General features: G+C 59.3%; 20 protein-coding genes and 2 tRNA genes. 16 read left to right on the forward strand and 6 right to left on the reverse strand.

The window, feature by feature from the left end; all coding sequences use genetic code 11:
• Positions 1–8 precede the first annotated feature (8 nt).
• From G494_RS0116310 to G494_RS0116350, 10 genes are all read left to right on the forward strand, one after another.
• Complete coding sequence (locus G494_RS0116310; RefSeq protein WP_028585369.1) at positions 9–2,918, forward strand: CsgG/HfaB family protein; 2,910 nt, start codon at positions 9–11, stop codon at positions 2,916–2,918.
• 44 nt (positions 2,919–2,962) lie between these two features.
• Complete coding sequence (locus tag G494_RS0116315) at positions 2,963–4,495, forward strand: hypothetical protein (RefSeq protein ID WP_028585370.1); 1,533 nt, start codon at positions 2,963–2,965, stop codon at positions 4,493–4,495.
• A 195-nt stretch (positions 4,496–4,690) separates the two neighbouring features.
• Positions 4,691–5,176 (forward strand): DUF1425 domain-containing protein, encoded by a 486-nt coding sequence (locus tag G494_RS0116320; protein ID WP_028585371.1) that lies wholly within the window; start codon positions 4,691–4,693, stop codon positions 5,174–5,176.
• Between the two features lie 15 nt (positions 5,177–5,191).
• Positions 5,192–5,755, forward strand: a complete 564-nt coding sequence (locus G494_RS0116325) for a hypothetical protein (protein WP_028585372.1) — start codon at positions 5,192–5,194, stop codon at positions 5,753–5,755.
• 181 nt (positions 5,756–5,936) lie between these two features.
• Positions 5,937–6,416 carry a YMGG-like glycine zipper-containing protein gene (locus G494_RS25710; RefSeq protein ID WP_028585373.1) on the forward strand — a complete coding sequence of 160 codons (480 nt, stop codon included), beginning with the start codon at positions 5,937–5,939 and terminating at the stop codon, positions 6,414–6,416.
• A 346-nt stretch (positions 6,417–6,762) separates the two neighbouring features.
• A complete protein-coding gene (locus G494_RS24030; RefSeq protein ID WP_035247017.1) occupies positions 6,763–7,644 on the forward strand; it encodes a transporter substrate-binding domain-containing protein in 882 nt (293 codons plus the stop codon).
• A gap of 29 nt (positions 7,645–7,673) precedes the next feature.
• Positions 7,674–9,848: a two-component system sensor histidine kinase NtrB gene (locus G494_RS25715; protein WP_051305780.1), complete on the forward strand. Its 2,175-nt coding sequence runs from the start codon at positions 7,674–7,676 to the stop codon at positions 9,846–9,848.
• Between the two features lie 166 nt (positions 9,849–10,014).
• Entirely contained in the window at positions 10,015–10,152 is a 138-nt protein-coding gene (locus G494_RS27010; protein ID WP_153305919.1) for a hypothetical protein, read from the forward strand.
• Positions 10,153–10,179: 27 nt separating this feature from the next.
• Positions 10,180–10,569: a peroxiredoxin-like family protein gene (locus G494_RS27955; protein WP_084456997.1), complete on the forward strand. Its 390-nt coding sequence runs from the start codon at positions 10,180–10,182 to the stop codon at positions 10,567–10,569.
• Between the two features lie 134 nt (positions 10,570–10,703).
• The gene (locus G494_RS0116350; protein ID WP_028585375.1) at positions 10,704–11,261 is read left to right on the forward strand and encodes a DJ-1 family glyoxalase III; all 558 of its coding nucleotides are present in this window, start codon (positions 10,704–10,706) and stop codon (positions 11,259–11,261) included.
• Positions 11,262–11,675: 414 nt separating this feature from the next.
• Here G494_RS0116350 and G494_RS0116355 read toward each other — a convergent pair.
• The 5 genes from G494_RS0116355 to G494_RS0116375 all read right to left on the reverse strand — a co-directional run bounded on the left by G494_RS0116355 (position 11,676) and on the right by G494_RS0116375 (position 15,085).
• Positions 11,676–11,752: transfer RNA gene (locus G494_RS0116355), tRNA-Met, on the reverse strand.
• Positions 11,753–11,895: 143 nt separating this feature from the next.
• Positions 11,896–11,972: transfer RNA gene (locus G494_RS0116360), tRNA-Met, on the reverse strand.
• A gap of 104 nt (positions 11,973–12,076) precedes the next feature.
• Positions 12,077–12,532, reverse strand: a complete 456-nt coding sequence (locus G494_RS0116365) for an acyl-CoA thioesterase (protein WP_051305781.1) — start codon at positions 12,530–12,532, stop codon at positions 12,077–12,079.
• The gene (locus tag G494_RS0116370; RefSeq protein WP_028585377.1) at positions 12,525–13,757 is read right to left on the reverse strand and encodes a cofactor-independent phosphoglycerate mutase; all 1,233 of its coding nucleotides are present in this window, start codon (positions 13,755–13,757) and stop codon (positions 12,525–12,527) included. Before G494_RS0116370 ends, G494_RS0116365 begins: the two co-directional genes overlap by 8 nt.
• 23 nt (positions 13,758–13,780) lie before the next feature.
• Entirely contained in the window at positions 13,781–15,085 is a 1,305-nt protein-coding gene (locus G494_RS0116375; RefSeq protein ID WP_028585378.1) for a homoserine dehydrogenase, read from the reverse strand.
• Between the two features lie 345 nt (positions 15,086–15,430).
• On the opposite strand from G494_RS0116375, the gene G494_RS0116380 reads away from it, so the two are divergent.
• The 6 genes from G494_RS0116380 to G494_RS24045 all read left to right on the forward strand — a co-directional run bounded on the left by G494_RS0116380 (position 15,431) and on the right by G494_RS24045 (position 20,989).
• Entirely contained in the window at positions 15,431–16,105 is a 675-nt protein-coding gene (locus G494_RS0116380; RefSeq protein ID WP_028585379.1) for an adenylate kinase, read from the forward strand.
• A gap of 101 nt (positions 16,106–16,206) precedes the next feature.
• Positions 16,207–16,791 carry a D-sedoheptulose-7-phosphate isomerase gene (locus G494_RS0116385; protein ID WP_028585380.1) on the forward strand — a complete coding sequence of 195 codons (585 nt, stop codon included), beginning with the start codon at positions 16,207–16,209 and terminating at the stop codon, positions 16,789–16,791.
• A gap of 57 nt (positions 16,792–16,848) precedes the next feature.
• A complete protein-coding gene (locus tag G494_RS0116390) occupies positions 16,849–17,808 on the forward strand; it encodes a hypothetical protein (RefSeq protein WP_028585381.1) in 960 nt (319 codons plus the stop codon).
• Positions 17,809–17,876: 68 nt separating this feature from the next.
• On the forward strand, positions 17,877–18,806 hold the full coding sequence (gene hemC, locus G494_RS0116395) for a hydroxymethylbilane synthase (protein WP_028585382.1): 930 nt from the start codon (positions 17,877–17,879) through the stop codon (positions 18,804–18,806).
• Between the two features lie 154 nt (positions 18,807–18,960).
• Positions 18,961–20,523, forward strand: a complete 1,563-nt coding sequence (gene cobA / locus G494_RS24040; protein WP_035247021.1) for a uroporphyrinogen-III C-methyltransferase — start codon at positions 18,961–18,963, stop codon at positions 20,521–20,523.
• A gap of 58 nt (positions 20,524–20,581) precedes the next feature.
• Complete coding sequence (locus tag G494_RS24045) at positions 20,582–20,989, forward strand: cereblon family protein (RefSeq protein ID WP_051305782.1); 408 nt, start codon at positions 20,582–20,584, stop codon at positions 20,987–20,989.
• A gap of 10 nt (positions 20,990–20,999) precedes the next feature.
• Here the strand turns inward: G494_RS24045 and G494_RS0116410 are convergent, their stop codons facing one another.
• Entirely contained in the window at positions 21,000–22,187 is a 1,188-nt protein-coding gene (locus G494_RS0116410; RefSeq protein WP_232362584.1) for a glycosyltransferase family protein, read from the reverse strand.
• Positions 22,188–22,469 lie beyond the last annotated feature (282 nt).

The raw sequence follows: 22,469 nt of genomic DNA on the forward strand, positions 1-22,469 counted from the left end.
GAGAGATCATGCCCAAACCATGGAGAGCAAGCTCCTGCCTCATCCTTCTGCTGCTGAGCCTGTTTGCGGCCAGTTCAGCCCCGGCGACGGTCAGCACAGCAGCCCCCTCCCCTGTTGCTCCAGCCGCAGTTGGTCCGCTTAGGCCGGCCACGATCTCCGTGCTCAGCCATACCGACTTTATCCCGGATGCCACCGGGGTCTATGCCCACCGTTCCAGGCAGGGCCGTGACAAGACTCCGCCCTTTGGTGCCGACAACGACCAACACACCGGCAGTGACCAGGCCTATGACCAGCTTGAGCGAAAGCACGGCTATGATCCTGAGGCCGTGGGCCTGCCTGAACTCCTGGCGGATGTGATCCTGGAACAGCTGGCCAAGAGCAATCGCTTTCTGCCGGTGGAACGCAAGGCCCTGCGAACCGCGGTCCTGGAACAACGGTTCGGCCAACAGCTGCAAAAGAGTTACCTGGATCGGACCCTGGATAAGGCCATTGCCGAAATGGACAGCTTTGAAGTCGGCGCAGGGCTGGCCATGCCCTCCACCGTGTCCGGCGCCAAGTATAACGACCTCCTCCACGACTTCAAGGATCTGGCCACCAGCGTGGGTGCCGACTATCTGGTACTGGGCAACCTCCATCAACTGGGCAGCAGTGTCCAGAACATCACGGTTCCGCTGAGCGAGCGCAACAGGACGGTCCGGAAAAAGACGGCCAAGGCGAGGTTGCGCCTGCGGGTCATCCAGGCCAGCAGCGGTACCGTCCTGGGCGCCGCCAGTCTCCAACTCCAGGTGCCGGCCATCCTCCTCAACGGAAGCCCGGAGGAGGGCGAGGACTTTGCCTTCATGGAAGATCTCGGCCAGCAGGCCGCCCGGCAGATCCTGGACATCATCTTTCCGGCCAAGGTGGTCAGCCTTGATCCCCTGATCATCTCCAGGGGAAGCAACGATGGCATCCGGGTCGGTGATCGGTTTGGCCTTATCCGGGAAGGAAAGACCATCAAAGAGAGCTCCGGGGTCGTTATTGGCCACCTGAAACAAGTCCTGGGCAGGGTGGAGGTGATCACCGTCCAGGAGACCCTGGCAGTGGTTCAGGCCCTGGAGGGTGCTGATTTTCGCCGGGGAGATCTGGCGGCGCTGGAACTCCAGTCCCCCTCCCCCCAGGTCCCTGCCCCACAAAACGCCTCGGTACCCTTGCAGTCCTCCTCGACCCTAGGAGTGCAAGGCCGGCCCAGAGTTGCCGTCGGCCTGGTGAAGTGCGGCTCCACGGCAAAGACAGGCTGCAGCAGCGCTCACATCCCCATCTTCACCGACACCATCATCACCCGCCTGGTGCAAAGTAAACGCTTCACCGTCATCGATCGCCAGGAGGTTGACCAGCTCCTGGACGAACAGACCGCCCAGGCCCTGGCCGCCAACCGCAACCTGCCTTCGGCCATGGGCAGCCTCAAGGGATGTGACTACCTGCTCATCGGCAGTCTGCAGAATTTCTCCCAGGAGGAGCAGAACTTCCAGCTGCCCAACTCTTCCAGGGTGATGAAGATGCTCGCTGGCCATGCCGAGGGCAATATCCGACTGGTGGATGCCCGCAGCGGTGATATCATGGAATCACGCAAGATCAGCCTGAGCCGGCAACTGGAGATCCAGGCCGGAGCAGCCCGGTTGACAGCGGCCCTGGCCGATGCCTTTGCAGATCAGGTGGTGGCCAACCTGCTCAACGCCGTCTACCCTGTCAAGGTGGCAGCCGTGGCCCCTGACGGTACCATCTACATCAACCGGGGCAGCGACGGCCGACTCACCAAGGGTGACCGCCTGGAGATTCTTCGTCCCGGTCAGCGGATAACCGACCCTGACACCGGGGTGGAACTGGGAACCATGGAGACCCGAATGGGAGAGCTGCAGCTCTCCCAGGTGGAGGCAAACCGCAGCCTGGCCACCATCCTGGAGGGAGAGGCGGTACAGGCCGGCGATCTGCTTAAACCTGTTTCAGCGACAAGCAAGGAGACGGCCTCCACCAGCCCCGCACGCAGCGGCGGCCTCCTGCCTATAAGCTCGTCAGCTGCCCCCCAGAAACCAGGACGGCAAGCGGAGATGTTCGTCAGGGCCACCCTGGCCCTGACGTCTCTGCAGCTCAACGCCCGCCAGACCTTTAAAGACAGTGCCATGATCTCTGCTCTTCAACAGGGGACCATGGACCAGCTGAGCGATACCCTGGCGGATGCCCTGGACAAGACCCATCGTTTCACCCTGATGGAACGTCGGCAGATCGATCGCCTCCTGGACGAAAAGGCCTTCCAGGCCATTGCCCGTGGAGCAGATATCCGCCCCTATCTTGCCGAGCTGTCAGGGGCCGACTACCTGGTCCTGGGCGAGCTGACCAACTTCTACCTCCACCTGCGGAAAGAAAAGGTCCCCTACCTGGATGAATACGAGCTGAGTTCCACCGGCTTTATCGAGGGGAATCTGCGCATCGCCGACAGCCACAGCAGCGCCATCGTGGCCACAGAAAAAATCAGAATCAAGCAGTTCTATACCAACCTGGGGGTCGAAGAGATTCGAACCAGGCTGATCGATCAGTTCGTCACTGCGGCAGCTGCCGGCATCATCCAACGGATCTACCCCATCAAGGTGCTGGCAGCCATGGCGGACGGTACCATCTATCTGAACCGGGGTGCTGACGCCGGCATCCAGGAGGGGACCACCTTTGCGGTTGAGCGACCAGGCCCGCCTCTGATCGATCCGGACACCGGACTCTCCTTTGGCAGCGCCGAAACCACCATCGGCTTCCTGGAAGTCACTGCCGTGGAGGAGGCGCGTTCCCGGGCAAGGATGATAGACGGCGGCCAGACTGCTGCCGGAGATATCCTGCGCCGCCGCGCCCCTGCCCGGGTAAAAGCGGTAGAAAAAATGCAAGTGGCCTGGTAATCCGGCCACAGCCACGCCTGCAACCCTTCAGCCAGAGGAAGGAGATGGAACCAAGAGAGACTCAAACCACCGTACTGCAGCCCCGGCAAAGGCTATGGCTCACCGCCCTGGGGGTGATGCTCACCCTCTCCCTCTTGCAGGGGTGCGTACCCACCCAGAGCGGCAGGCCTTACCATCGGTCGGCTCAAGCGCAGCAACCATGCTCCTACTATGCCGGTTATTCAAAAAAATACCTGCCCTACCGGCAACAGCTTGCCGCCGGCCAGTGGGATACCCTGCTCGCCACCCTAACCGCGGAAGAGGAGGCCATTCTGGCCGAGAGCCGGTCTGAACAGAACCTGGCCGATGAACTGCGGCTGGTGGGTCTCATGGAGCGGGCCTCCCTGGCCCTGCAATCCGGTAATGCCGACAAGTCTCTGAAATACTGTCGGCTTGGTCAGGACCTGATCGAACAGCGGGAGTCGGAGTCCTACTTCAGTGGGGCCATGAGCAGTGTTGGTTCGGTCTTCACCGACATGGCCGGAGCCGGAGAGTTCGGCCGCTACGAGGCTCCAGGATATGAGAAGGTGCTGCTCCTGGATATGGCCGCCATGGCCTATCTGCTCAAAGGTGATGATCGAGCCTTCAACGTGGCTCGGCTGGCCGTGCAATGGCAGGATGAGGAGAAGGAGAAGTTTGAGCAGGAGTTGGAGGAACTGGCCCGGAAAGAGCCGCCGCAAGCCGACGGCAGGGCCAGGGCCCAGAACACCTCCCAGCGGCTGAGTTCCACCCTGGACCGGGAGTTTGCCAAGTACGACGACCATGCCCTGTCCGTGGCCAACGCCTTTGTCAACCCCTTTGGAGATTACATCACCGGCATGGTCAACGAGTTCAAGAGCATCAAGATCAAATCCCTGCTCAGTAACGCCCACATCGCCTACAAACAGGCCCTGAAGCTCAACCCCAAGAGCAAGGTCCTGAAACAGGCGGTCAGGGATACCAAGAGGAAGCGATCTGCCTCACGCCTGATCCACGTGGTGGCCCTGGATGGATTTGTCCCGGAAAAGAAGGTCCTCTCCATTCCCCTGGAGCACAACCTGGAGGTGGAACTGCCCACCTACGAACCCATCCCCAGCCGGGTCAAGACCATCAAGGTGACCACAGCCAAGGGCAAGGTCCTGGCCACCCTCTCACCGGTGGCCGATGTGGAGGCCCTGGCCCTGCGACACCAGAAAGATTCCCTGCCGGCCATCCAGGCCATGGTGGTGGCCTCGGTCATCCGTGATCTCGTGGTGGTGGAGACGGGCAACTCCCTGCTGGGAGGGCTTGGCGGCTTGGTCAGACAGGTGCTGGATGACCACCAGGAACCCGACACCACCTCCTGGATGACCCTGCCCAGCAGGGTACTGGCGGCCAGGATCTATCCACCCAAGGGACTTAAGACCTTGAAGATTCAGTCCTACGACCACAAGGGCAGAAAACTGGCCCAGCAAAAGCTGCGACTGGCCAAGGGCGGCCGCCACTTTGTCCTGGTCAGGAGCATCGACCAATCCATGCACGCCTACCCCAGCAAAAGCATCTGGTCAGCAAAAAAATAACAGCAGGAAAGCAACCTCTAACAACCAAGGGTACCTTGCAAAATTAGATTTTTCGATCAAGGTCAAGGCGCGCGATGAATTTTACCGCAGGCATACATTTGATATTCCGAGGATATTTTTTTTTGAGCGCAACGACGAAATTGGAAGGAAAAGCATTATTTTAAGGTGGCCCCAAACCTTACCTTGGAGTGTACCATGCGATATATTTCACCCACCCTCATAGTTCTCTGCACGGCAACCCTGCTCAGCGCCGGTTGCACAACGGTTTCCCAGCCTGAACAGGTCCCCGGGGCTCACTCCAACCAGGAAATCATCCAGACCTCGGCCGTTGATTCCAGCTACCCCGGCCTGAAACGGATCATCGCCTCCCAGTATCTGGTCGGTTATATCAGTGTGGTCAACCCTAAACTCGGTTCCCAGGGCAGCTTCAGCAAGGCCCAGGTCACGGTCCAAAACCTGACCCAAAACCGCTATGAACTGGAATATCAATACCAGTGGGAAGATAACGCCGGCTTTGCCGTCGCCTCTCCCCGCCCCTGGAAACGATTTGTCCTGGGCCCCAAAGAGGCCAAGGTCTTTTCCGAGATGGCCCTGCGCCAGGACGCCAGCCAGACCATGTTCACGGTTCGCCTGGTGGACGACGCCTTTATTGAGCTGAACAAACAACGTAACAAAAAATAAAGCAAAGGAGTACCGATGAACGCACGACAACTCAGCTGTTTGCTCAGTTCCCTTACCCTGGCCTTTGGATCCGCCTTTTTTTCAGGCTGTGCCCAGGTACCCACCAGTATCGGCAGCCAGAGCAACGTAGGCATGATCGCCGAGGGCGAACGGGTTCACCTGGATGACAAGATAACCGCCGAAGATATGGTCGCCCTGGCCGGCAAGGTCACGGAAAAAATGCTGGGATCTTCCCGGGTGCAGTCATGGCCTGGGAAAAAGAAACAACCTCTTCTGGTGATTGCGGTACCGGAAAACACCACCCACGATGCCAACATCATCACCGAAGACCTCCAGGATGAGATCATCGCCAAAGTTCTTGATTCAGGGGTGGCCAGGGTGATTGACGAGAGCAGTGTCTCCTCCCGCTATGACTACATCATCAAGACCACCATCACCTCCACCAGCCAACGCGGCAACGGCGGCAGCAAGGTGACCTACTACACCTGCAAACTCCAGCTCTTCTCCCTGCGGGGTGAACGCCTGGGACAGTGGCATGACAAAATCGGCATGACCAAGGCTCCGCGCAGCTTTTTTTAGAGAACCACCCCATGACGGGTGGGGTACTCTTGAACCAAGAACAGCAACGACAGGGAAGAGCCGGTTCGCCTGCAACCAGCAACCGGCACTGTCTTGTTTCCAACCTGGCGAACTGGCTTACTCGGGGATTCATCCCTATGATTACTGCAGAACTCGATCAACCCGGAAAAGGAGGAGTACCATGGACCGATTTCAGCCGTTGTTTGCCCCCCTGCTCGTTCTGACCTGTAGCCTCTCCCTCCTGAACGGTTGTGCCACCCACCAGGGGTATCAAGGCGCAGGGATGGGCGCTCTCACAGGTACCACCGCAGGGATTTTACTGGACCCGGACAATCGCTGGCGAGGTGCCGTCATCGGTGGCAGTTTAGGCGCACTGCTCGGCGGTTCCTTGACCGAATCCCCACGCTATTACACCAGTCCCTACCGTGACCCCTACCGTAATCCGTCCTACTACGGTCAGGCGACACCCTACTCGTACAGTCGTCAGCAGGCGAGCCGAGGCGCCCTCATCGGAGGAGTGACCGGCGCCACCGCAGGGGCCCTGCTGGACAACAGCAACTCCTGGAGAGGCGGTATCATTGGCGGTATTCTGGGTTCCCTCTTTGGCGGCAGCATCGGCAGCATCAACACCCAACCAGGCATTCCGATTCTGCACCCATAGAGCTCTCCAAAAAAATACCGCTTTCTCTTTTCCTTTCATTTCCGAAGACATACGGGAGAGACAGGCTTCGATGGCCGGAAATAATGGTCCGGAGCCTTTGTCTCCCCCTGCCGCTCAGGTCACTGCCTGGAATATATTTTTCCCCTTGGGTTTTATACCGACCATTGTTTCTTTTTTTTTGATTCGCCCTCCTGCTATACGATAGACTGGGAGTACGGTTGCTGAAAAACTGTCCGTCGCTCGCGGCCTCTTCATCCCTCAGCATTCAGGACTGAAACAACGAGCCGCAGCCAGGAACGAGTTCTCTTGTACAACCACAACCAACAGAACCCGCAGGGAGAGAACCATGCGCCATCTCCTGTTACTGTTTAGTCTTGCCTGTTTTGCCCTCTCCACCACTCCCGGCTTGGCCACCGACCTGGAAGAGGTGCTGGCCCGGGGCGGGCTCAGACACCTCCAGATCCCCTATGCCAACTTCAACCTCGGGGACAACAAGGGGCTGAGCCATGAACTGATGAAGGGCTTTGCCGACGCCCTGGGAGTCAAATATGTGGCCGTGACCACGACCTGGAACAAGGCCATTGGTGACCTCACCGCGAGCCCCCTTCCCGGGAAGGAAGGGACACCCGCTCCGGCGGCTACTCCTCGGGTCCGTGGTGATGTCATCGCCAGCGGCTTCACCATCCTCCCCTGGCGAGAAGAACTGGTGGCCTTTTCCCTGCCCGTGTTTCCTACCCAGGTCTGGCTGGTGGCAGCCTCGAATTCTCCCCTGAGTCCCATTACACCCGGGGCCGGCACGGCCCAGGACATTCTCCAGGTGAAGCAACTGCTCAGGGGCAAAACCGTGCTTGGCAAGAAGGACACCTGCCTGGACCCCTGCCTCTACGAGTTGGCAGCGGTCCAGGCCCAGGTGCGCTATTTCTCCGGGGGGTTGAATGACCTGGCACCGGCGATCCTGCGCGGTGAAGCAGACGCCGCACTCCTGGATGTACCCGATGCCCTGATCGCCCTGGAAAAATGGCCGGGCCAGATCAAGATCATCGGCCCCATCTCCCCCCAGCAGCAGATGGCGGTCGGCTTTCGCCACCAATCCCCCCGATTACGTGCCGCCTTTAACCGCTACTTCACCACCCTGTGGCAGGATGGGAGCTACCAAGGGATGGTCCGGCGCCACTACCCCCATGCAGCCAGATACTTTCCTGCTTTTTTTGCAAAAAAATCGCCCTGAGCAACCTGAAAAACATGCCGCGGTCGCCCATGAAACGTTTCCTGAAAAGAATCCAGCTGGAACACTCTTTCCCCAAGATCATCATCGGCCTGGTCGCCCTCCTGGTGGCGGCACTCCTCTCGATCAACTACCTCTCCCAACAGCGGCTCCGCCAAATAAGTCGTCTCCAGATCCAAAATCTCCTGGAAAATGAGGTACAGGCCGTCAACAACTTTCTCCAGGAACGAAGCAACGACCTCTACAAACTCTCCCTGGACAGAATATTGCTCTCCTATTTTGAAAACAGGGCTCTGGGAATGAGCATGGCCTACGGCCTGGGTGTCAGCCTCGCCAACACGGCCATCACCCTGGAGCAGATCTATCAGGCAAACACCCTTGGCGGTCAACCGATCTACGCACAACTCTCCCTGCTCAACCTGCAGGGAGAGATCCTGACCAGCTTCCCCAGGTCCTCTCCAGGGACGATCACCCTCCCCCAAGGCTACGATAAGAGCAGCAAACGCCCCCAGCTCTTCCCCAGCGGCATGGGTCAGATCCAGCTGTTGACCCCCCTGTTTCTGGGAACGACCACGGTGGGGAGTATTCGGGCGGAGATCTCGCTCAAGACCATGGCCAGGCTGTTGCTCAACCCGGCAAGCCACAAGGCCTTTTCAACCTTTAGCTACGATAAAAAAGTCCTCTACAGTTCCCGGCCGGAATACCATTTGAGTGATTCGTTCCTCTTGCTCTTCAGCAGCCCGCTCCCCCCCACTCCCCTGGACCTGGAGCTCGGCCTTATTCACTCCTCTCAGCAGCCCAGGGACACGGCATGGACCATGTTTGCCTCCCAGCAGGCGGGCAGTCCCCTCCGGCTTTTCCGCTTTGAGTATACCCAGGCGATCTACAACACCTTCCATGCCCTGATGGTGATGGGCGTACTGGCGCTGATCTCTGCAGGCCTGATCCTCGGCCTGGCAGCCCTTTCCAGCTGGCAGGAGAGGGCCTTCAAGGCGCACCGGCTTCAGGCAACGGTGCTGGAGCAGGTCCCGGAAACCATCATCGTCACCGACATCGACGGCATCATCTCCTATGTCAACCCAGCCTTTGAACAGACCTCGGGATACGCCCGGACAGAGGTTATCGGTCAGCGTCCGGCGATCTTTCGTAGCGGCCTCCATGATCTGGCCTTTTACCAGGATCTCTGGAAAACCATCCGCAAGGGCCGCACCTGGTCCGGCCATTTCTCCAGCAGAAAAAAAGACGGCTCGATCTACCATGAAGATGCCACCATTGCGCCGGTACGTGACAGCAACGACAGGATCACTCATTTTGTGGCCGTCAAGAAAGACGTGACCCAACTCCTGGAGATGCAGCGTCAGCTCGCCCAGGGGCAAAAACTTGAAGCCATCGGCCGCCTGGCGGCTGGTATTGCCCATGAGATCAACACCCCGACCCAATTTGTTCTCAGCAACACCTCCTTCCTGGAAGAGGCCTTTCAGGATCTGGACACCATGATCAGGGGCATGGAAAAACTGCTGCTCTCCCCTGTCCCGGGGGCTGTGCAGGAACAACAGGGTCAGGCCGTGGCCGAACTCCAGGAACAGGCGGACTGGTCCTTTCTTGGCAAAGAGATCCCCGAGGCGATCAGCCAGTCTCTGCTCGGACTACGTCGGGTGGCCGCCATTGTTTCCGCCATGAAACGCTTTGCCCATCCCAGTGAGGGGAACTACGAGTTGACCGATATCAACCAGTGCCTGCAAAGCACCACCACGGTTGCCCGTAATGAGTGGAAGTATGTGGCTGAGGTGGCATTCGATCTTGACCCAGAGCTCCCAGAGGTCCCCGGCAACGCCGATGAATTGAACCAGGTCTTCCTCAACATCATCGTCAATGCTGCCCAGGCCCTGGGAGAGCAGGAGCGGCACGACCACCAGCCTGAGGGTATCATCACCATCGCCACCCGGACGGCAGAACAAGAGATTGAGATTATCATCACTGACAACGGCTGCGGCATGGATAAGGAATTACGGGAAAAAATTTTTGAACCCTTTTTCACCACCAAAGAGCTGGGCCAGGGAACAGGCCAGGGCCTTGCCATAGCCAGGGATGTGGTCGAAAAACACCAGGGATCTATTCGGGTCAGCTCAGGTCTGCATCAGGGCACCAGCGTAACCGTTGCCCTGCCCCGCTCCGGATCGTTCACTGATCAGCAGGATCTCGGTTAAACGGGCTCCTCCCAGCTTGACCAGGGAGCCCTTGGGCGGCTCCCCCGAATACCTCTGCCCGCCTTGAACTTGAATATGAACGACCTATCTTAGTAATCAGGACAGTTAGTAATCAAGACAGTTAGTAATCAGGACAGGATCCCGTTTTTCCCCTGGAGGTACGCCCATGAGTAGTGTGAGCAAACAGGAACTGAGGCGACTCGCTTCACTCCCCATCCTTGACCGTCATGGCAAAGAGCAGAGCTACGGCTCCCTCTGGCAGGTCCAGAGGGTGGCTATGATCTTCGTCCGTCACTTTGGCTGACTCTTCTGCCGTCAGCAGGTTGCTGAACTGGCCAGACAGGAACAACAGTTTCTCAACGCCCCCTGTACCCTCATCGTCATCGGTAACGGCCAACCCACAGCCATAGCCCCCTTTATCCGTGCCACCGGCTATCGAGGCAGGATCTTCACAGATCCCGAGTTAACAGGCTTCAAGCTCCTGGGCTTCTCACGCACGATCCAGGGGGTCCTCGCCCCCAGCTCTTTTTTCAGCGGCCTCAGGGCACTCGGAGAGGGGCACAGGCCTGCAAGCCTGCAGGGAGACCTCCTCCAACTCGGCGGCGCAGCGGTGATCGGACCCGGACCGCTGCTCTCATACTGCTACCGCAGCCGCAGGGCCGATGACCATCCCCCGCTCACCGAGCTCCTCAAGGCCTGCACCGGGGCAGCTGGATCCTGAACCGGCCCACCGGGGAGGAGAGCTTTCGCTCTCTCCCCGGGCAGGACTTGTCATCCTCCCCCATCTTGGATTATGCTCAGCAGAACGATTAGCCCAGTCACGTTCTCTTCAGACATCAAACAGAGGAAGGATCCATGGAAAAAAAAGTGTTAGTGCCCCTTGCCGATGGTATCGAAATGATAGAAGCACTGAGTATCGTCGACGTCTTTCGCCGGGCAGGCGTCCGGGTGGATACCGCCTCGGTAAACGAGAAGATCATCACCTCTTCCCATAATGTCCGGATCGAAGCCGACAGGCTGATCGAGGAGTGTATTGCCGAAGACTACGACCTGGTGGCGTTGCCCGGTGGGATCCCGGGAGCAGAAAACCTGCAGAGCTCCAAGCCCTTGATCGAGATCCTCAAGAGGCAGAATACCCAGGGAAAACTCTACGCTGCCATCTGTGCCTCACCTGCGGTGGTCCTCCAGCCCCATGGCCTCCTGGAGGGGAAGAGGGCCACCTGTCACCCCCTGTTCATCGCTGACCTTGCCGGTAATGAGTGCGCCGAGGTGAAGGTGGTGCGGGACAAGAACTGTGTCACCAGCAGAGGAGCAGGCACGGCCGTTGATTTTGCCCTGGAACTGTTGGCCATCCTCATGGGCGAGGAGAAGAAGAGGGAGGTGGCTGCAGGCATGGTGGTCGAGATCTCCTGAGCCCTGCCATAATCCCCCCCTCACAAAAGCTCGCTTCGGGTCGCTTCCTCGCTCCCAGGCCGGGTGCCAGGGCAATGGCCTCCACTGCCCTGGCACCCGGCTCAAGTCCAGCTCTGAATCCAGGCATCGGGGAAGACGCACCTCCCCCCTGCCGGCGCAGCCCGGTTTTTGAAGATTCGAGGATGATCTCAGCAGAATCAACGAAAGGACAAGGCAGACAGCAACCAGCGAAGAGGGCAGCAGTCACAGCAGGAATCAAATCAAGAGAGGAGATGGGGAAACATCGGGGCATGGGGAGCCAGGAAGGATGGGGCCAGGAGGCTACAACAAGTGGGATAGCGTGCCGGGCTTAAGTCAACAGCTCCAAACAAAAACAGGGATGTAAGCTTCAAGCTTACATCCCTGGAATAATCGTGGTAGCGGGGGCCGGATTTGAACCAGCGACCTTCGGGTTATGAGCCCGACGAGCTACCGAACTGCTCCACCCCGCGACGCGTGGAGAGATATTTACCATCTCTCCCCTTCCCTGTCAACACTTTGTGTCATCAGCAGAAAAAACATACCGAGCGTTAAAGCAACCGCTCCAAACAAAAACAGGGATGTACGCTTCAAGCGTACATCCCTGGAATAATCATGGTAGCGGGGGCCGGATTTGAACCAGCGACCTTCGGGTTATGAGCCCGACGAGCTACCGAACTGCTCCACCCCGCGACGCGTGGAGAGATATTTACCATCCCCCCCCTTGCCTGTCAAGATTAAATCCCCCCTTGCCTTTCTTTTTGCGCTTTCCTCTCCTTTTCCCGGCTCAGCTGCCCTCAAGAGGGATCAGCAGGCACCAGGGCAGCGATCCGGGCCCGGACCTCCTCGGGAAAGGGGCTGAGTTTCCCCTGCCGATCGGTACAGGCCAGGGTGGTGAAGCCGCGTACCAGCAACTGCTCGTTCCCCGCCTCTACCCTGGTGATGGCGTAATGAAAACGGCAGGAGACCCGCTTGACCTCGACCAGGGAGGTGGCAATGGTGAGCAGGTCATCGTAACGGGCAGGCGCCTTGAAACGGAGATAACTCTCGGTCAGGGGCAGGATGCAGCCCAACTCCTCCATCCTGGAGTAGGGCAGGGCCCAGGCCCGCATCATCTCGGTGCGACCGATCTCAAAGTAACGCAGATAGTTGGCATTGTAGACCACCCCTGCGGCATCGGTGTCCCCGTAGATCACCCGGCAGGTGGTGGTAAAGATCGGTTCACGCAGGCCTGTGGAGAGCGACCTAGCCATGGTGTCCGTCCTGTTCCATGAAACGGTTGAAGAAGGCGGCTCCGGACTCCAGCCTGAGACCGCTCTCCTCAACGGCTGCCAGGACGTTGGCCTCGGTATAGCCGACACCGCTGGGAGCGGCGACGCCCCGGGAGTCATAGAGGACCATGGGTACCGGCCAATCTTCATGGGTACGGCGATGGATGGGAGTATAGTGATCCATGGTGACCACCAGCCGAAACGCTTCGTCCCGCTCTTCCAGGCCGGCGAGGATGGGAGCCACGATCTTCTGGTCAAAGTCTTCAATGGCCTGGACCTTTGCTGCGGCCAAGCCCTGGTGACCGGCCTCGTCCGGGGCCTCGACATGCACCGCCACAAAGTCCCTGCTGGCCAGGATCTCCAGGGCGGCCTCGGCCTTGCCCTGGTAGTTGGTATCCAGGTAGCCGGTGGCCCCCTCCACCTCGACCACCTCCAGACCACCCAGGGCACCGATGCCCATCAACAGATCCACGGCAGAGATCATCCCGCCGCTGATCCCGTAGCGCTGGGGCAAGCCCTCCATCCGGGGACGATAGCCCTCACCCCAGAGCCAGATCGCATTGGCCGGCAGCTTACCCTCCTGCTCTCGCCTGAGGTTCACCGGATGGTCCGCCAGCACCCGGGCCGCCTGTTCCATCAGCTGAAACAGGGCAGGATCATGCTGGTAGCGCTGATAGTAGGCGCTGACATCCTGGTCCATATGGTCATGGGGCGGCACGGTGACCAGGGCCTCCGGGATCGCCCCCCTGTAGACCAGCAGGTGCCGATAGCTGATCCCGGGATGGAGCCGCAAAAGCTCGTTGCCGCAACTCGCCTGGACCGCCGAAATCAGCTGGCGGCTCTCCTCGGTGGAGATATGGCCGGCACTGTAGTCCACCATCACCAGCTGGTCATCCTCACGGCGGACATTGACCAGGTTACAGCGAAAGGCCAGCTCGTCGGGCTCCAACTCCACCCCCATGGAGGCGGCCTCCAGCGGGGCTCGGCCGGAATAGCACTGCTCCGGTTCATAGCCCAGCAGGGAGAGGTTGGCCACATCGCTGCCCGGCGGGTAGCCCGGCGGTACGGTTCGGACCAGGAGCAGCTCGCCCCCACGGGCCAGCCGGTCCATGGCCGGAGTGGCCGCAGCCTCCAGGGGGGTCTTATCCGCCAACTGGGGGACAGCCACATCGCCCATGCCGTCACCGATCAAGAGTATATATTTCATAGGTATCCGCTTTGCCTCGGTTGTTATTCTTCTTCAAGCAGGCGGATCTTGACCACCGGCGCCACCACGCTCTCAAGCTCGGCTATCTCCTCCAGGGCCGCGGCCACGGCCGATTCCTTGGCCGTATGGGTCAACATCACCAGGGGCACGACATGGTCTTCCCTGCACCCCTTCTGGACCACAGACTCCAGGCTGATGCCGTGACGTCCGAGGATACCGGAGATGGTGGAGAGCACCCCGGGTTCGTCCCGCACCGTAAAACGGAAGTAGTAGGGGCCGAAGAGCTCATCCATGGGGGTGACCCGACGGCTGGTTATCTCTTCAGGCAGGTAGGCCAGGGGCGGCACCCTGCCGATGGATCCGGCCTGGATGTTGCGGGCGATATCCACCACGTCGGCAGCCACCGCACTGCCGGTGGGTATCATCCCGGCCCCCAGGCCGTAGAGCAGGACATTGCCCACGGTGTCGCCGGTGAAGTGGATGGCGTTGTAGGCCCCACTGACAGAGGCCAGCAGGTGGCTCTCCGGCACCATGGTGGGATGGACCCGGGCCTCGACATGGTCACCATGGTTGCGGCTGATGGCCAAGAGCTTGATCCGGCAGCCGAATTCCCTGGCCAGTTCGATATCCAGGGGTTCAATCTGGGAGATGCCTTCGGTGGCGATCTCGTTATGGGTGATATTGGTCCCATAGGCCATACACATCAGGATCGCCAGCTTATGGGCCGTATCGATCCCCTCCACATCATAGGTGGGATCAGCCTCGGCAAAGCCCTGTTCCTGGGCATCCTTGAGGACCTCATCAAAGGGGACCCCCTCCTCGGTCATCCGGGTCAGGATATAGTTGGCCGTACCGTTCATGATCCCCATGATGGAGAGGATCCTGTTGGCCACCAGCCCCTCACGCAGGGATTTGATCACCGGGATGCCGCCGCCCACACTGGCCTCAAAGCCCACCTCTACCTGGTTTTCTGCGGCAGCGGCAAAGATGTCCCGCCCCTCCTGGGAGAGCAGGGCCTTGTTGGCGGTGACCACATGTTTGCCGGCCCGGATGGCTGCCATGACCAGGGACTTGGCCGGCTCAATGCCGCCGATGGTTTCTACGATGATATCGATGTCCGGATCCTGAATAAGCTCGGCCCCGTCCCGCACCAGGCTCACCCCACTGAACTGCTCCGGCAAGGCAGACAGATTGATGTCGGCAACCTTTGCCAGGCAGATGTCCACACCCGTCCGTTTCAGCAGACGTTCTTTCTGAGAATAGAGCACCTCTGCCAACCCACTGCCAACGGTACCGAAGCCAATGATCCCAACCTGAATTTTTTTCATGGTCAATCAACCTGATCTAGAAGTAATAGACTTGTTATTTGTGGTGGTTTTTTTAATCGCTTTACTGACGCTTGTCAAAAAATAGTGGCCCTCGTCAACGGGAATAATTCCCTGATCAGCCACCGCCCTGCCCTGTTATCTTCCTGAATTCCCGGAGGCCGGAGCGAGCTCTGATCAATCATTTTCATGGCTCTGATCAATCATTTTCATAGCCAAAGAATACGACTTGCGGTATAGTCGGGGGATTAATGAGAGATCATTCATTTTTTATACCATGTTTTATCAATAGAAATCAATGTGTTGCAAGACACGCTATCGATCGAACTCTTCACTAAGGAGACCGGCATGAACATTCTTACCTTCGGCCCTAACGGCAGCGGTAAAGGCACCCAGGGCGCTATCATCAAAGAGAAATACGGCATCGATCATATCGAATCCGGAGCGATCTTCCGCGAGCACATCAAGGGCGGCACCGAACTGGGTAAAAAGGCCAAAGAGTATATCGATCGCGGCGACCTGGTACCCGATGACATCACCATCCCCATGGTTCTGGAGACCCTGAACAAGTCCAAGGAAAGCGGCTGGCTGCTCGACGGCTTTCCCCGCTCCCTGGCCCAGGCCGAGGCCCTGGACAAGGCCCTGAAAGAAGCCGAGATGAAGCTGGACTGCGTGGTGGAGATCATCCTGGATCGCGAGATCGCCAAGGAACGGATCATGGGTCGTCGCCTCTGCGCCAACGACAACAACCATCCCAACCACATCGCCTTTGACGCCATCAAGCCCGTGGAAAAAGACGGCAAGCTGGTCTGCCGGGTCTGCGGCGGCGAGCTCTCAGTCCGCGCCGATGACCAGGACGAAGATGCCATCAACAAGCGTCACGGCATCTACTACGACGAGACCACCGGTACCATGGCTGCGGTGAACTACTTCAAACAGCTTGACGGTTGCCCGGTCATCTCGGTCGACGGCTCAGTGGCCATCAAAGAGGTCTCTGAACTGATCATGAAGGACCTGCCCTAAGTTGGATCAAGCTCTGTTGCTGTGCAAGGCGTTTCCACCCTTCTGAGGGTGGAAACGCTTTTTTATTTGACAGCTGATGCTTTTTTTCTCATTGTGAGCCCATGAAAGCGCTTATCTCAAAAAACCTGGTCCAATCGATCATGGCCAAGGAGACCTTTGTCCATGAATCCATTGAAGAGATCATCACCCTGACCCAATGGACCCAGGAGACCCTGGAAGACGGGGGCAAGCTCCTCCTCTTCGGCAACGGCGGCAGCGCCGCCGACGCCCAGCACCTGGCCGCAGAGTTTGTCAATCGTTTCCTGATCAACCGCCGCCCGCTGCCGGCCCTGGCCCTGACCACAGATACCTCGGTGATCACCTCCATCGGCAACGACTTCTCCTTTGAGCTGATCTTTGCCAAGCAGATTCAGGCCTTCGGCCGCCCCGAAGATCTGGCCCTGGGGATCTCCACCTCCGGCACCTCGGCCAACGTGGTCAAGGCCATGGAGACCGCCAGGGAAATCGGGATGAAGACCGTGGCCCTCACCGGAGGCACCAGCCGACCCGGCGGTGATCTGGCCGCCATCTGTGACCTGATCCTGAATGTACCCTCGGACTCGACCCCCCATATCCAGGAAACCCATCTCTGGATCGAGCACCTGCTCTGTGAAATCGTCGAGCAGGCCATGTTTACCACGGATTAACCCTCTTTCCCCTTCCCCACTCCCAAGGGTGCAGGGTCCTTCTGCCAGTGTAGCTCTATGTCTCGTTATGCCATCTCTCCGCTCGATCTGGACAAACTGAACACCTACTCGGTCTATGACCGCCATTCCAAGGTCAGCGTCAAGGACTTTGCCCGCCCGGCCCAGGCGGGCATGCGGGTCAGTGACCTGATCGCCGCCCTTCCTGCCCAGCTGACGGGCAGCGATTTTCCGGCCTGTATCCGCAGGGTCGCAGCTGCCCACAGGAATGGTCGTCCCATCATCCTGGGCATGGGCGCCCACGTGATCAAGGTCGGCTTGAACCCCATCCTGATCGGGCTGATGAAAGAGGGGATCCTCTCGGCCATTGCCCTCAATGGTGCCGGCATCATCCATGACAGCGAGATCGCCATGGTGGGTCGGACCTCAGAAGAGGTGGCCGATGTGCTGGGTGCCGGGGCCTTTGGCGCGGCCCAGGAGACCGGCGAGTTCCTCAACGGGGCCATCAACCGGGGTGCCGAACAGGGCCTGGGCATCGGCGAGGCCGTGGGCCGGGCCCTCACCGAGCAGGACTTTCCCCATAACGACCAGAGTCTCCTGGCCATGGCCTACCGCTACAAGGTGCCGGTAACGGTGCACGTGGCCATGGGCACGGATATTATCCATATCCATCCCAGCGTGGACGGCGGCGCCATCGGCAGGGCCGGACACCACGATTTCCGGCTGTTCTCCACCCTGGTCAGCACGCTCCAGGACGGGGTCTACCTCAATGTCGGTTCCGCGGTCCTCCTGCCCGAGGTCTTTTTAAAGGCCCTCACCGTGGTCCGCAACCTGGGCCATGAGGTCAACCGGTTGACCACGGCCAACTTTGATTTCATCCGTCACTACCGGCCGGCCACCAACGTGGTCCACCGTCCCACCCTGGAGGGCGGCAAGGGTTATAACTTCACCGGCCACCATGAGCTGCTGCTGCCACTCTTTGCAGCGGCCCTCCTTGATGAAATTGACAAACAGGAGTGAAACCTGTATATCGCTCTACCAGCATCCTGCCTCTCCCCTGAAAATTCAACTCCCGGAACAACAGCCCCATGAGACCCCTGATACGTATCGGCACCCGTGCCAGCCAGCTGGCAGTTACCCAGGCGAACTGGGTAAAAGAGCAGATTGAACAGGCCCACCCGGGCACCCGGGTAGAGTTGGTCAAGATCACCACCAAGGGAGACAAGATTCTTGATGTTCCCCTGGCCAAGGTCGGCGGCAAGGGACTCTTTGTCAAGGAGATCGAGGATGCGCTCCTGGACGGTCGGGTCGACCTGGCGGTCCACTCCATGAAAGACGTGCCCACGGAGTTGCCACCCGGCCTCCACGTGGCCATCGTTCCGGTGCGGGAGACCCCGGAAGATGCCTTTGTCTCGGTCCGCTATGCCGGCCTGGATGATCTCCCCAAAAACGCCACGGTCGGCACCTCCAGCCTGCGACGCAAGGCCCAGTTGGCCGCCCTCCGTCCGGATCTCAAGATCATCGACCTGCGCGGCAACCTCAACACCCGCCTGGAAAAATTGGAACAGGGGCTCTACGATGCCATCATCCTGGCCGGTGCCGGTCTGAACCGGCTGGGCATGCAGGATCGCATCGCCTCCCTGTTCACCCCGGAGCAGATGCTGCCGGCCATCGGCCAGGGCTCCCTTGGCCTGGAGCTGCGCATGGATGACCATGAACTCCTTGAAGGCCTGCAGGTCCTCCACGATCCACACACCGCCACCACCGTGGCCGCCGAGCGGGCCTTTCTCCTTCGACTGGAGGGGGGCTGTCAGGTACCCATCGGAGCCCATGCCACCCTGGAGGAGGAGACCGTTCGCCTCACCGGCCTGATCGCCAGCGTGGACGGCACCACCATCCTGAAAGACACCATCCAGGGCAGCCCCCAGGAGGCTGCCGCACTTGGCACCAGGCTGGCGGAGACCCTGCTCAATCGCGGCGGAAAGGCGATTTTGGATGAGGTCTACCAGGCATCATGACCCTGAGATGTCGAGGATAGCTTCCTGAACATGGAGCCGACACGGAGTGGAACAACCATTTAGAGACACCAACGAACCAGGCAACGCTGACCATATACCGCAACCTTCCAAGACTCTTTCCCCAGGCAAAATCCCAGTGAGCGACCTAAAAACCATGAAAAAGAACACTGTTGGCAAAGTTTACCTTGTTGGCGCAGGCCCCGGTGACCCCGGCCTGATCACCATGCGCGGCAAGTACCTTCTGGAGCGCGCCGAGGTGGTGGTCTACGACTATCTTGCCAATAAAAAGCTGCTCAACTATGTCCCCAAGACCGCAAAATTCATCTATGCCGGCAAGAAGGGAGGAGGGCTCCACGCCTATACCCAGGAGGGGATCAACCGCCTGCTGGTTGATCATGCCAAAGAGGGAAAGACGGTGGTCCGCCTCAAGGGAGGAGACCCCTTTATCTTTGGCCGCGGTGGAGAGGAGATCGAAGATATCGTTGCCGAGGGGATAGATTTTGAAGTCGTGCCCGGGGTGACCTCGGCAACAGCGGCAGCCACCTACGCAGGTATCCCCATCACCCACCGGGATTATACGGCCTCGGTGGCCTTTGTCACCGGTCATGAAGATCCCACCAAGAAGTACTCCAATATCCGCTGGGATCAGCTGGCCACCGGCGCAGGCACCATCGTCATCTATATGGGGATCAAGACCCTGCCCCTGATCACCAAGAAACTCATCGGCTACGGGCGCTCACCGGACACACCGGTGGCCGTGGTCCGCTGGGCCTCCACCCCGCAGCAGCGCTCGGTTGAGGGCACCCTGGGGACCATCACCGAGGTGGTCCAGGAGGCGGACATCAAGCCACCGGCCCTGGTGATCATCGGTGACGTGGTCAAGCTGCGTTCCACCATTGACTGGTACGAGAAGCGCCCCCTGTTCAACCGACGGATGGTGGTGACCAGGACCCGGGAACAGGCCAGTGAGCTGGTGTCGCAGTTGGAAGAACGCGGGGCCGAGTGTTTGGAATACTCCACCATCCACATTGAACCGGTGGAGGATTACAGCCTGCTGGACCAGGCCTTTGCCCGGATTGCAGAGTATGACTGGATCCTGTTCACCAGCCTCAATGCGGTGACCTACTTCTTCAAGCAGCTCTATGCCTCGGGCCGGGACAGCCGCAATCTGGCCGGACCCAAGATCGCGGTGGTGGGCCGGGCCACGGCTGAAGAACTGTTGAAGTACGGCCTGCGGGCCGATCTGATTCCCCAGAAGTTCACCGGTACAGGTCTGGCCGAGGCCCTGCTCAACAAGCAGGTCGGAGCCGGCTCCAAGGTCCTCTTGCCCCGGGCGCTCAAGGCCAGCGAGATCCTGCCCGAGACCCTTGGGGACGCCGGAGCCAGGGTAGAGGTGGTCCCGGTCTATCAGAACGTACCGCCCCAGGGCCGCAAAGAGGAACTGCGGGAAGAGCTGGAACAGGGCAACATCGATCTGTTGACCTTTACCAGTTCGTCCACGGTCACCAACTTCCTGACCATGCTGGATCCGGCAGACGATGCGGAGCTGCAGCAACTGCTCGACGGCGTCACCATCGCGGCCATCGGTCCGGTAACGGCTGAGACCATCACCGAGCGAGGCTTAGGGGTGGATATCCAGCCCGAGAGCTATACCATAGCAGACATGGTAGAGGCCATTGTCCACCATTACCGGCAAGCGGAGCCCGAGGAGGCCTGATCGTCGCGGCCGGATCGCGCCAGCCTTTCCATGGGCCAGGCGCTCGGGGCTGCTTGCCGTGCAGAGGCGGCCCCTCTACTGTCGCATCGCCCTGCCGAGCCGAGGCAGCAACAGTGCCCCAGGTACGCACCGCCCTCAGGCGGTCAGGACCAGGGAAGGGGTCTACTGCAACAGCTGCCTCCACCTGATCACCTCCTTGGAGTTCAAGGCGGTGATCAATGGCCAGCACCAGCACACCATGTTCAACCCGGCCGGCCTGCTCTTTGAGCTCTGCTGCTTCTGGCAGGCGCCGGGGATGGTGAACTCGGGAAAACCGTCAACCGATTTCAGCTGGTTCTCCGGCTATGGCTGGCAGGCGTCCCTCTGCGGCAACTGCAGGCGCCATCTTGGCTGGCGCTTCAGCGGCCCCCAGCCGACCTTCTTTGCCCTGATCACCAACAGGCTGCTCTTCGGCACTGCGCCTTAGGCCGCGCGTCTCAACCTGTTGCCCGGAACTCGGCCAGTCGCCCCTTGATATAGTCTATCCCCTTGAGCTCAAACCGATCCATGGCCTGCTGATAGGGCTGCAGGTCCGCCAGCATGGCCGTCACCTTGGCCCCCATCTTTTCCGGCCCCAACTCACTCCAGGCCAGGTAGTCGATCAGCCCCTTTTTCTGGAAGGCCCGGGCCCGGAGAAACTGTTCCTTACGAGGGGTATCCCTGGGAATAATCAGGGAGGGGGTCTTCTGACTGAGTATCTCACACATGGTGTTATAGCCGCCCATGGAAACCACCAGGTCGGCGGCCCCGATCAACTCCTCCATCCTGGGATAGAAGGGCACCACCTTGATCTGCAGCTTACGCCCCCGCTTGGCCAGCTTACGCCGCTTATCCAGCGGCATGAAGGGACCGGTGACCAACAGGCTTTTCCCGCCCCTGAAGGCCCCGGATTCCTGCATGGCCAGGAAGCAGTCCATGACCTGATAACCGTCGCCACCTCCGCCGGTGGTCACCACGATCATCTGTTCATCCGCACCGACACAAAATTTTTTCCTGGTTTTCACCTTCACCTTGGGCGAAGAGACCCGCCGGGGCAGATAACCGGTAAAATGGATCTTGCCCTCCACCGAAGCGGGAATGGCATACTCCTCCACCGCATCGTAGATATTTTTCCGCCCATAGATCCAGATCTCGGAGTAAAGTTCATCCAAGAGCCGATATACCCCCTTGTTCTCCCAATCACCACGCACGGTCTCACGGTCATCCATGATGTCACGCAGGCCGAGCACGGTCTTGGTCTCAGGGCTGTAGTGGTGCAGCCACTCCAGGGTGGGCAGCACCTCCTTTTTCAATCCAAGGGGTTCCTTGTCCACCAGAAAGAGATTGGGGCGAAAGGTCTTGGCTGTGGAGAGAATGATGGATTGACGGATGTTGAGGGCATGTTCCGGATCGATCCGGATGGAGAGGGAGTGATACTCGTCGTTGGTCTTCTTGATCATCCCTGGGATCCGGACGAAATCGACATTCTCGGGAAAGGAAAAACGGCCGGCTAGGGGAGAGCCGGTGAGGATCAGCACATTGACGTTGGGTGCGCGGAGGTGAGCGGCTATGGCCATGGTGCGGCGAATGTGGCCAAGGCCATAGGTATCATGGGAATAGATGAGTATGTTATAGTGTCCGCTCATGGTCATCGGTCATCTATTCGTTGGTTCTCTGTTATCCAGCCAATATTCCTGATCCGGCCTTCCCCTATCCCTAGAGGAACCTTACCTAAATCTTTCAGCCTAACGTGTAGCCGGGGTTCGGGCAAGCAAAATTCGCAGGCCGGAAACATCTTCCCGGCCATGGCCTGGACAAACTCCCGCCCCTCAGGCCTCTCCGATGAAAAACGAGCCCATGATGACTAAGGTATAACCAAGGATGTTAAACCGTGCTCTCCGGGACTCTGCTCCGGCCGGCTGTAGCCG

This window comes from Desulfogranum mediterraneum DSM 13871, from assembly GCF_000429965.1.
In the GTDB taxonomy this organism is placed as follows: Bacteria; Desulfobacterota; Desulfobulbia; order Desulfobulbales; family Desulfobulbaceae; genus Desulfogranum; species Desulfogranum mediterraneum.

What these genes read in the sequence shown, in the direction of transcription:
- G494_RS0116385 (WP_028585380.1), top strand. Translation starts at nt 16,207, where the DNA reads ATGAAAGCGCTTATCTCAAAAAACCTGGTCCAATCGATCATGGCCAAG.
- G494_RS0116325 (WP_028585372.1), top strand. Translation starts at nt 5,192, where the DNA reads ATGAACGCACGACAACTCAGCTGTTTGCTCAGTTCCCTTACCCTGGCC.
- G494_RS25710 (WP_028585373.1), top strand. Translation starts at nt 5,937, where the DNA reads ATGGACCGATTTCAGCCGTTGTTTGCCCCCCTGCTCGTTCTGACCTGT.
- G494_RS0116310 (WP_028585369.1), top strand. Translation starts at nt 9, where the DNA reads ATGCCCAAACCATGGAGAGCAAGCTCCTGCCTCATCCTTCTGCTGCTG.
- G494_RS24030 (WP_035247017.1), top strand. Translation starts at nt 6,763, where the DNA reads ATGCGCCATCTCCTGTTACTGTTTAGTCTTGCCTGTTTTGCCCTCTCC.
- G494_RS0116365 (WP_051305781.1), bottom strand. Translation starts at nt 12,532, where the DNA reads ATGGCTAGGTCGCTCTCCACAGGCCTGCGTGAACCGATCTTTACCACC.
- G494_RS0116380 (WP_028585379.1), top strand. Translation starts at nt 15,431, where the DNA reads ATGAACATTCTTACCTTCGGCCCTAACGGCAGCGGTAAAGGCACCCAG.
- cobA (WP_035247021.1), top strand. Translation starts at nt 18,961, where the DNA reads ATGAAAAAGAACACTGTTGGCAAAGTTTACCTTGTTGGCGCAGGCCCC.
- G494_RS0116390 (WP_028585381.1), top strand. Translation starts at nt 16,849, where the DNA reads ATGTCTCGTTATGCCATCTCTCCGCTCGATCTGGACAAACTGAACACC.
- G494_RS0116315 (WP_028585370.1), top strand. Translation starts at nt 2,963, where the DNA reads ATGGAACCAAGAGAGACTCAAACCACCGTACTGCAGCCCCGGCAAAGG.
- G494_RS27010 (WP_153305919.1), top strand. Translation starts at nt 10,015, where the DNA reads ATGAGTAGTGTGAGCAAACAGGAACTGAGGCGACTCGCTTCACTCCCC.
- G494_RS0116370 (WP_028585377.1), bottom strand. Translation starts at nt 13,757, where the DNA reads ATGAAATATATACTCTTGATCGGTGACGGCATGGGCGATGTGGCTGTC.
- hemC (WP_028585382.1), top strand. Translation starts at nt 17,877, where the DNA reads ATGAGACCCCTGATACGTATCGGCACCCGTGCCAGCCAGCTGGCAGTT.
- G494_RS0116350 (WP_028585375.1), top strand. Translation starts at nt 10,704, where the DNA reads ATGGAAAAAAAAGTGTTAGTGCCCCTTGCCGATGGTATCGAAATGATA.
- G494_RS0116320 (WP_028585371.1), top strand. Translation starts at nt 4,691, where the DNA reads ATGCGATATATTTCACCCACCCTCATAGTTCTCTGCACGGCAACCCTG.
- G494_RS0116375 (WP_028585378.1), bottom strand. Translation starts at nt 15,085, where the DNA reads ATGAAAAAAATTCAGGTTGGGATCATTGGCTTCGGTACCGTTGGCAGT.
- G494_RS0116410 (WP_232362584.1), bottom strand. Translation starts at nt 22,187, where the DNA reads ATGAGCGGACACTATAACATACTCATCTATTCCCATGATACCTATGGC.
- G494_RS25715 (WP_051305780.1), top strand. Translation starts at nt 7,674, where the DNA reads ATGAAACGTTTCCTGAAAAGAATCCAGCTGGAACACTCTTTCCCCAAG.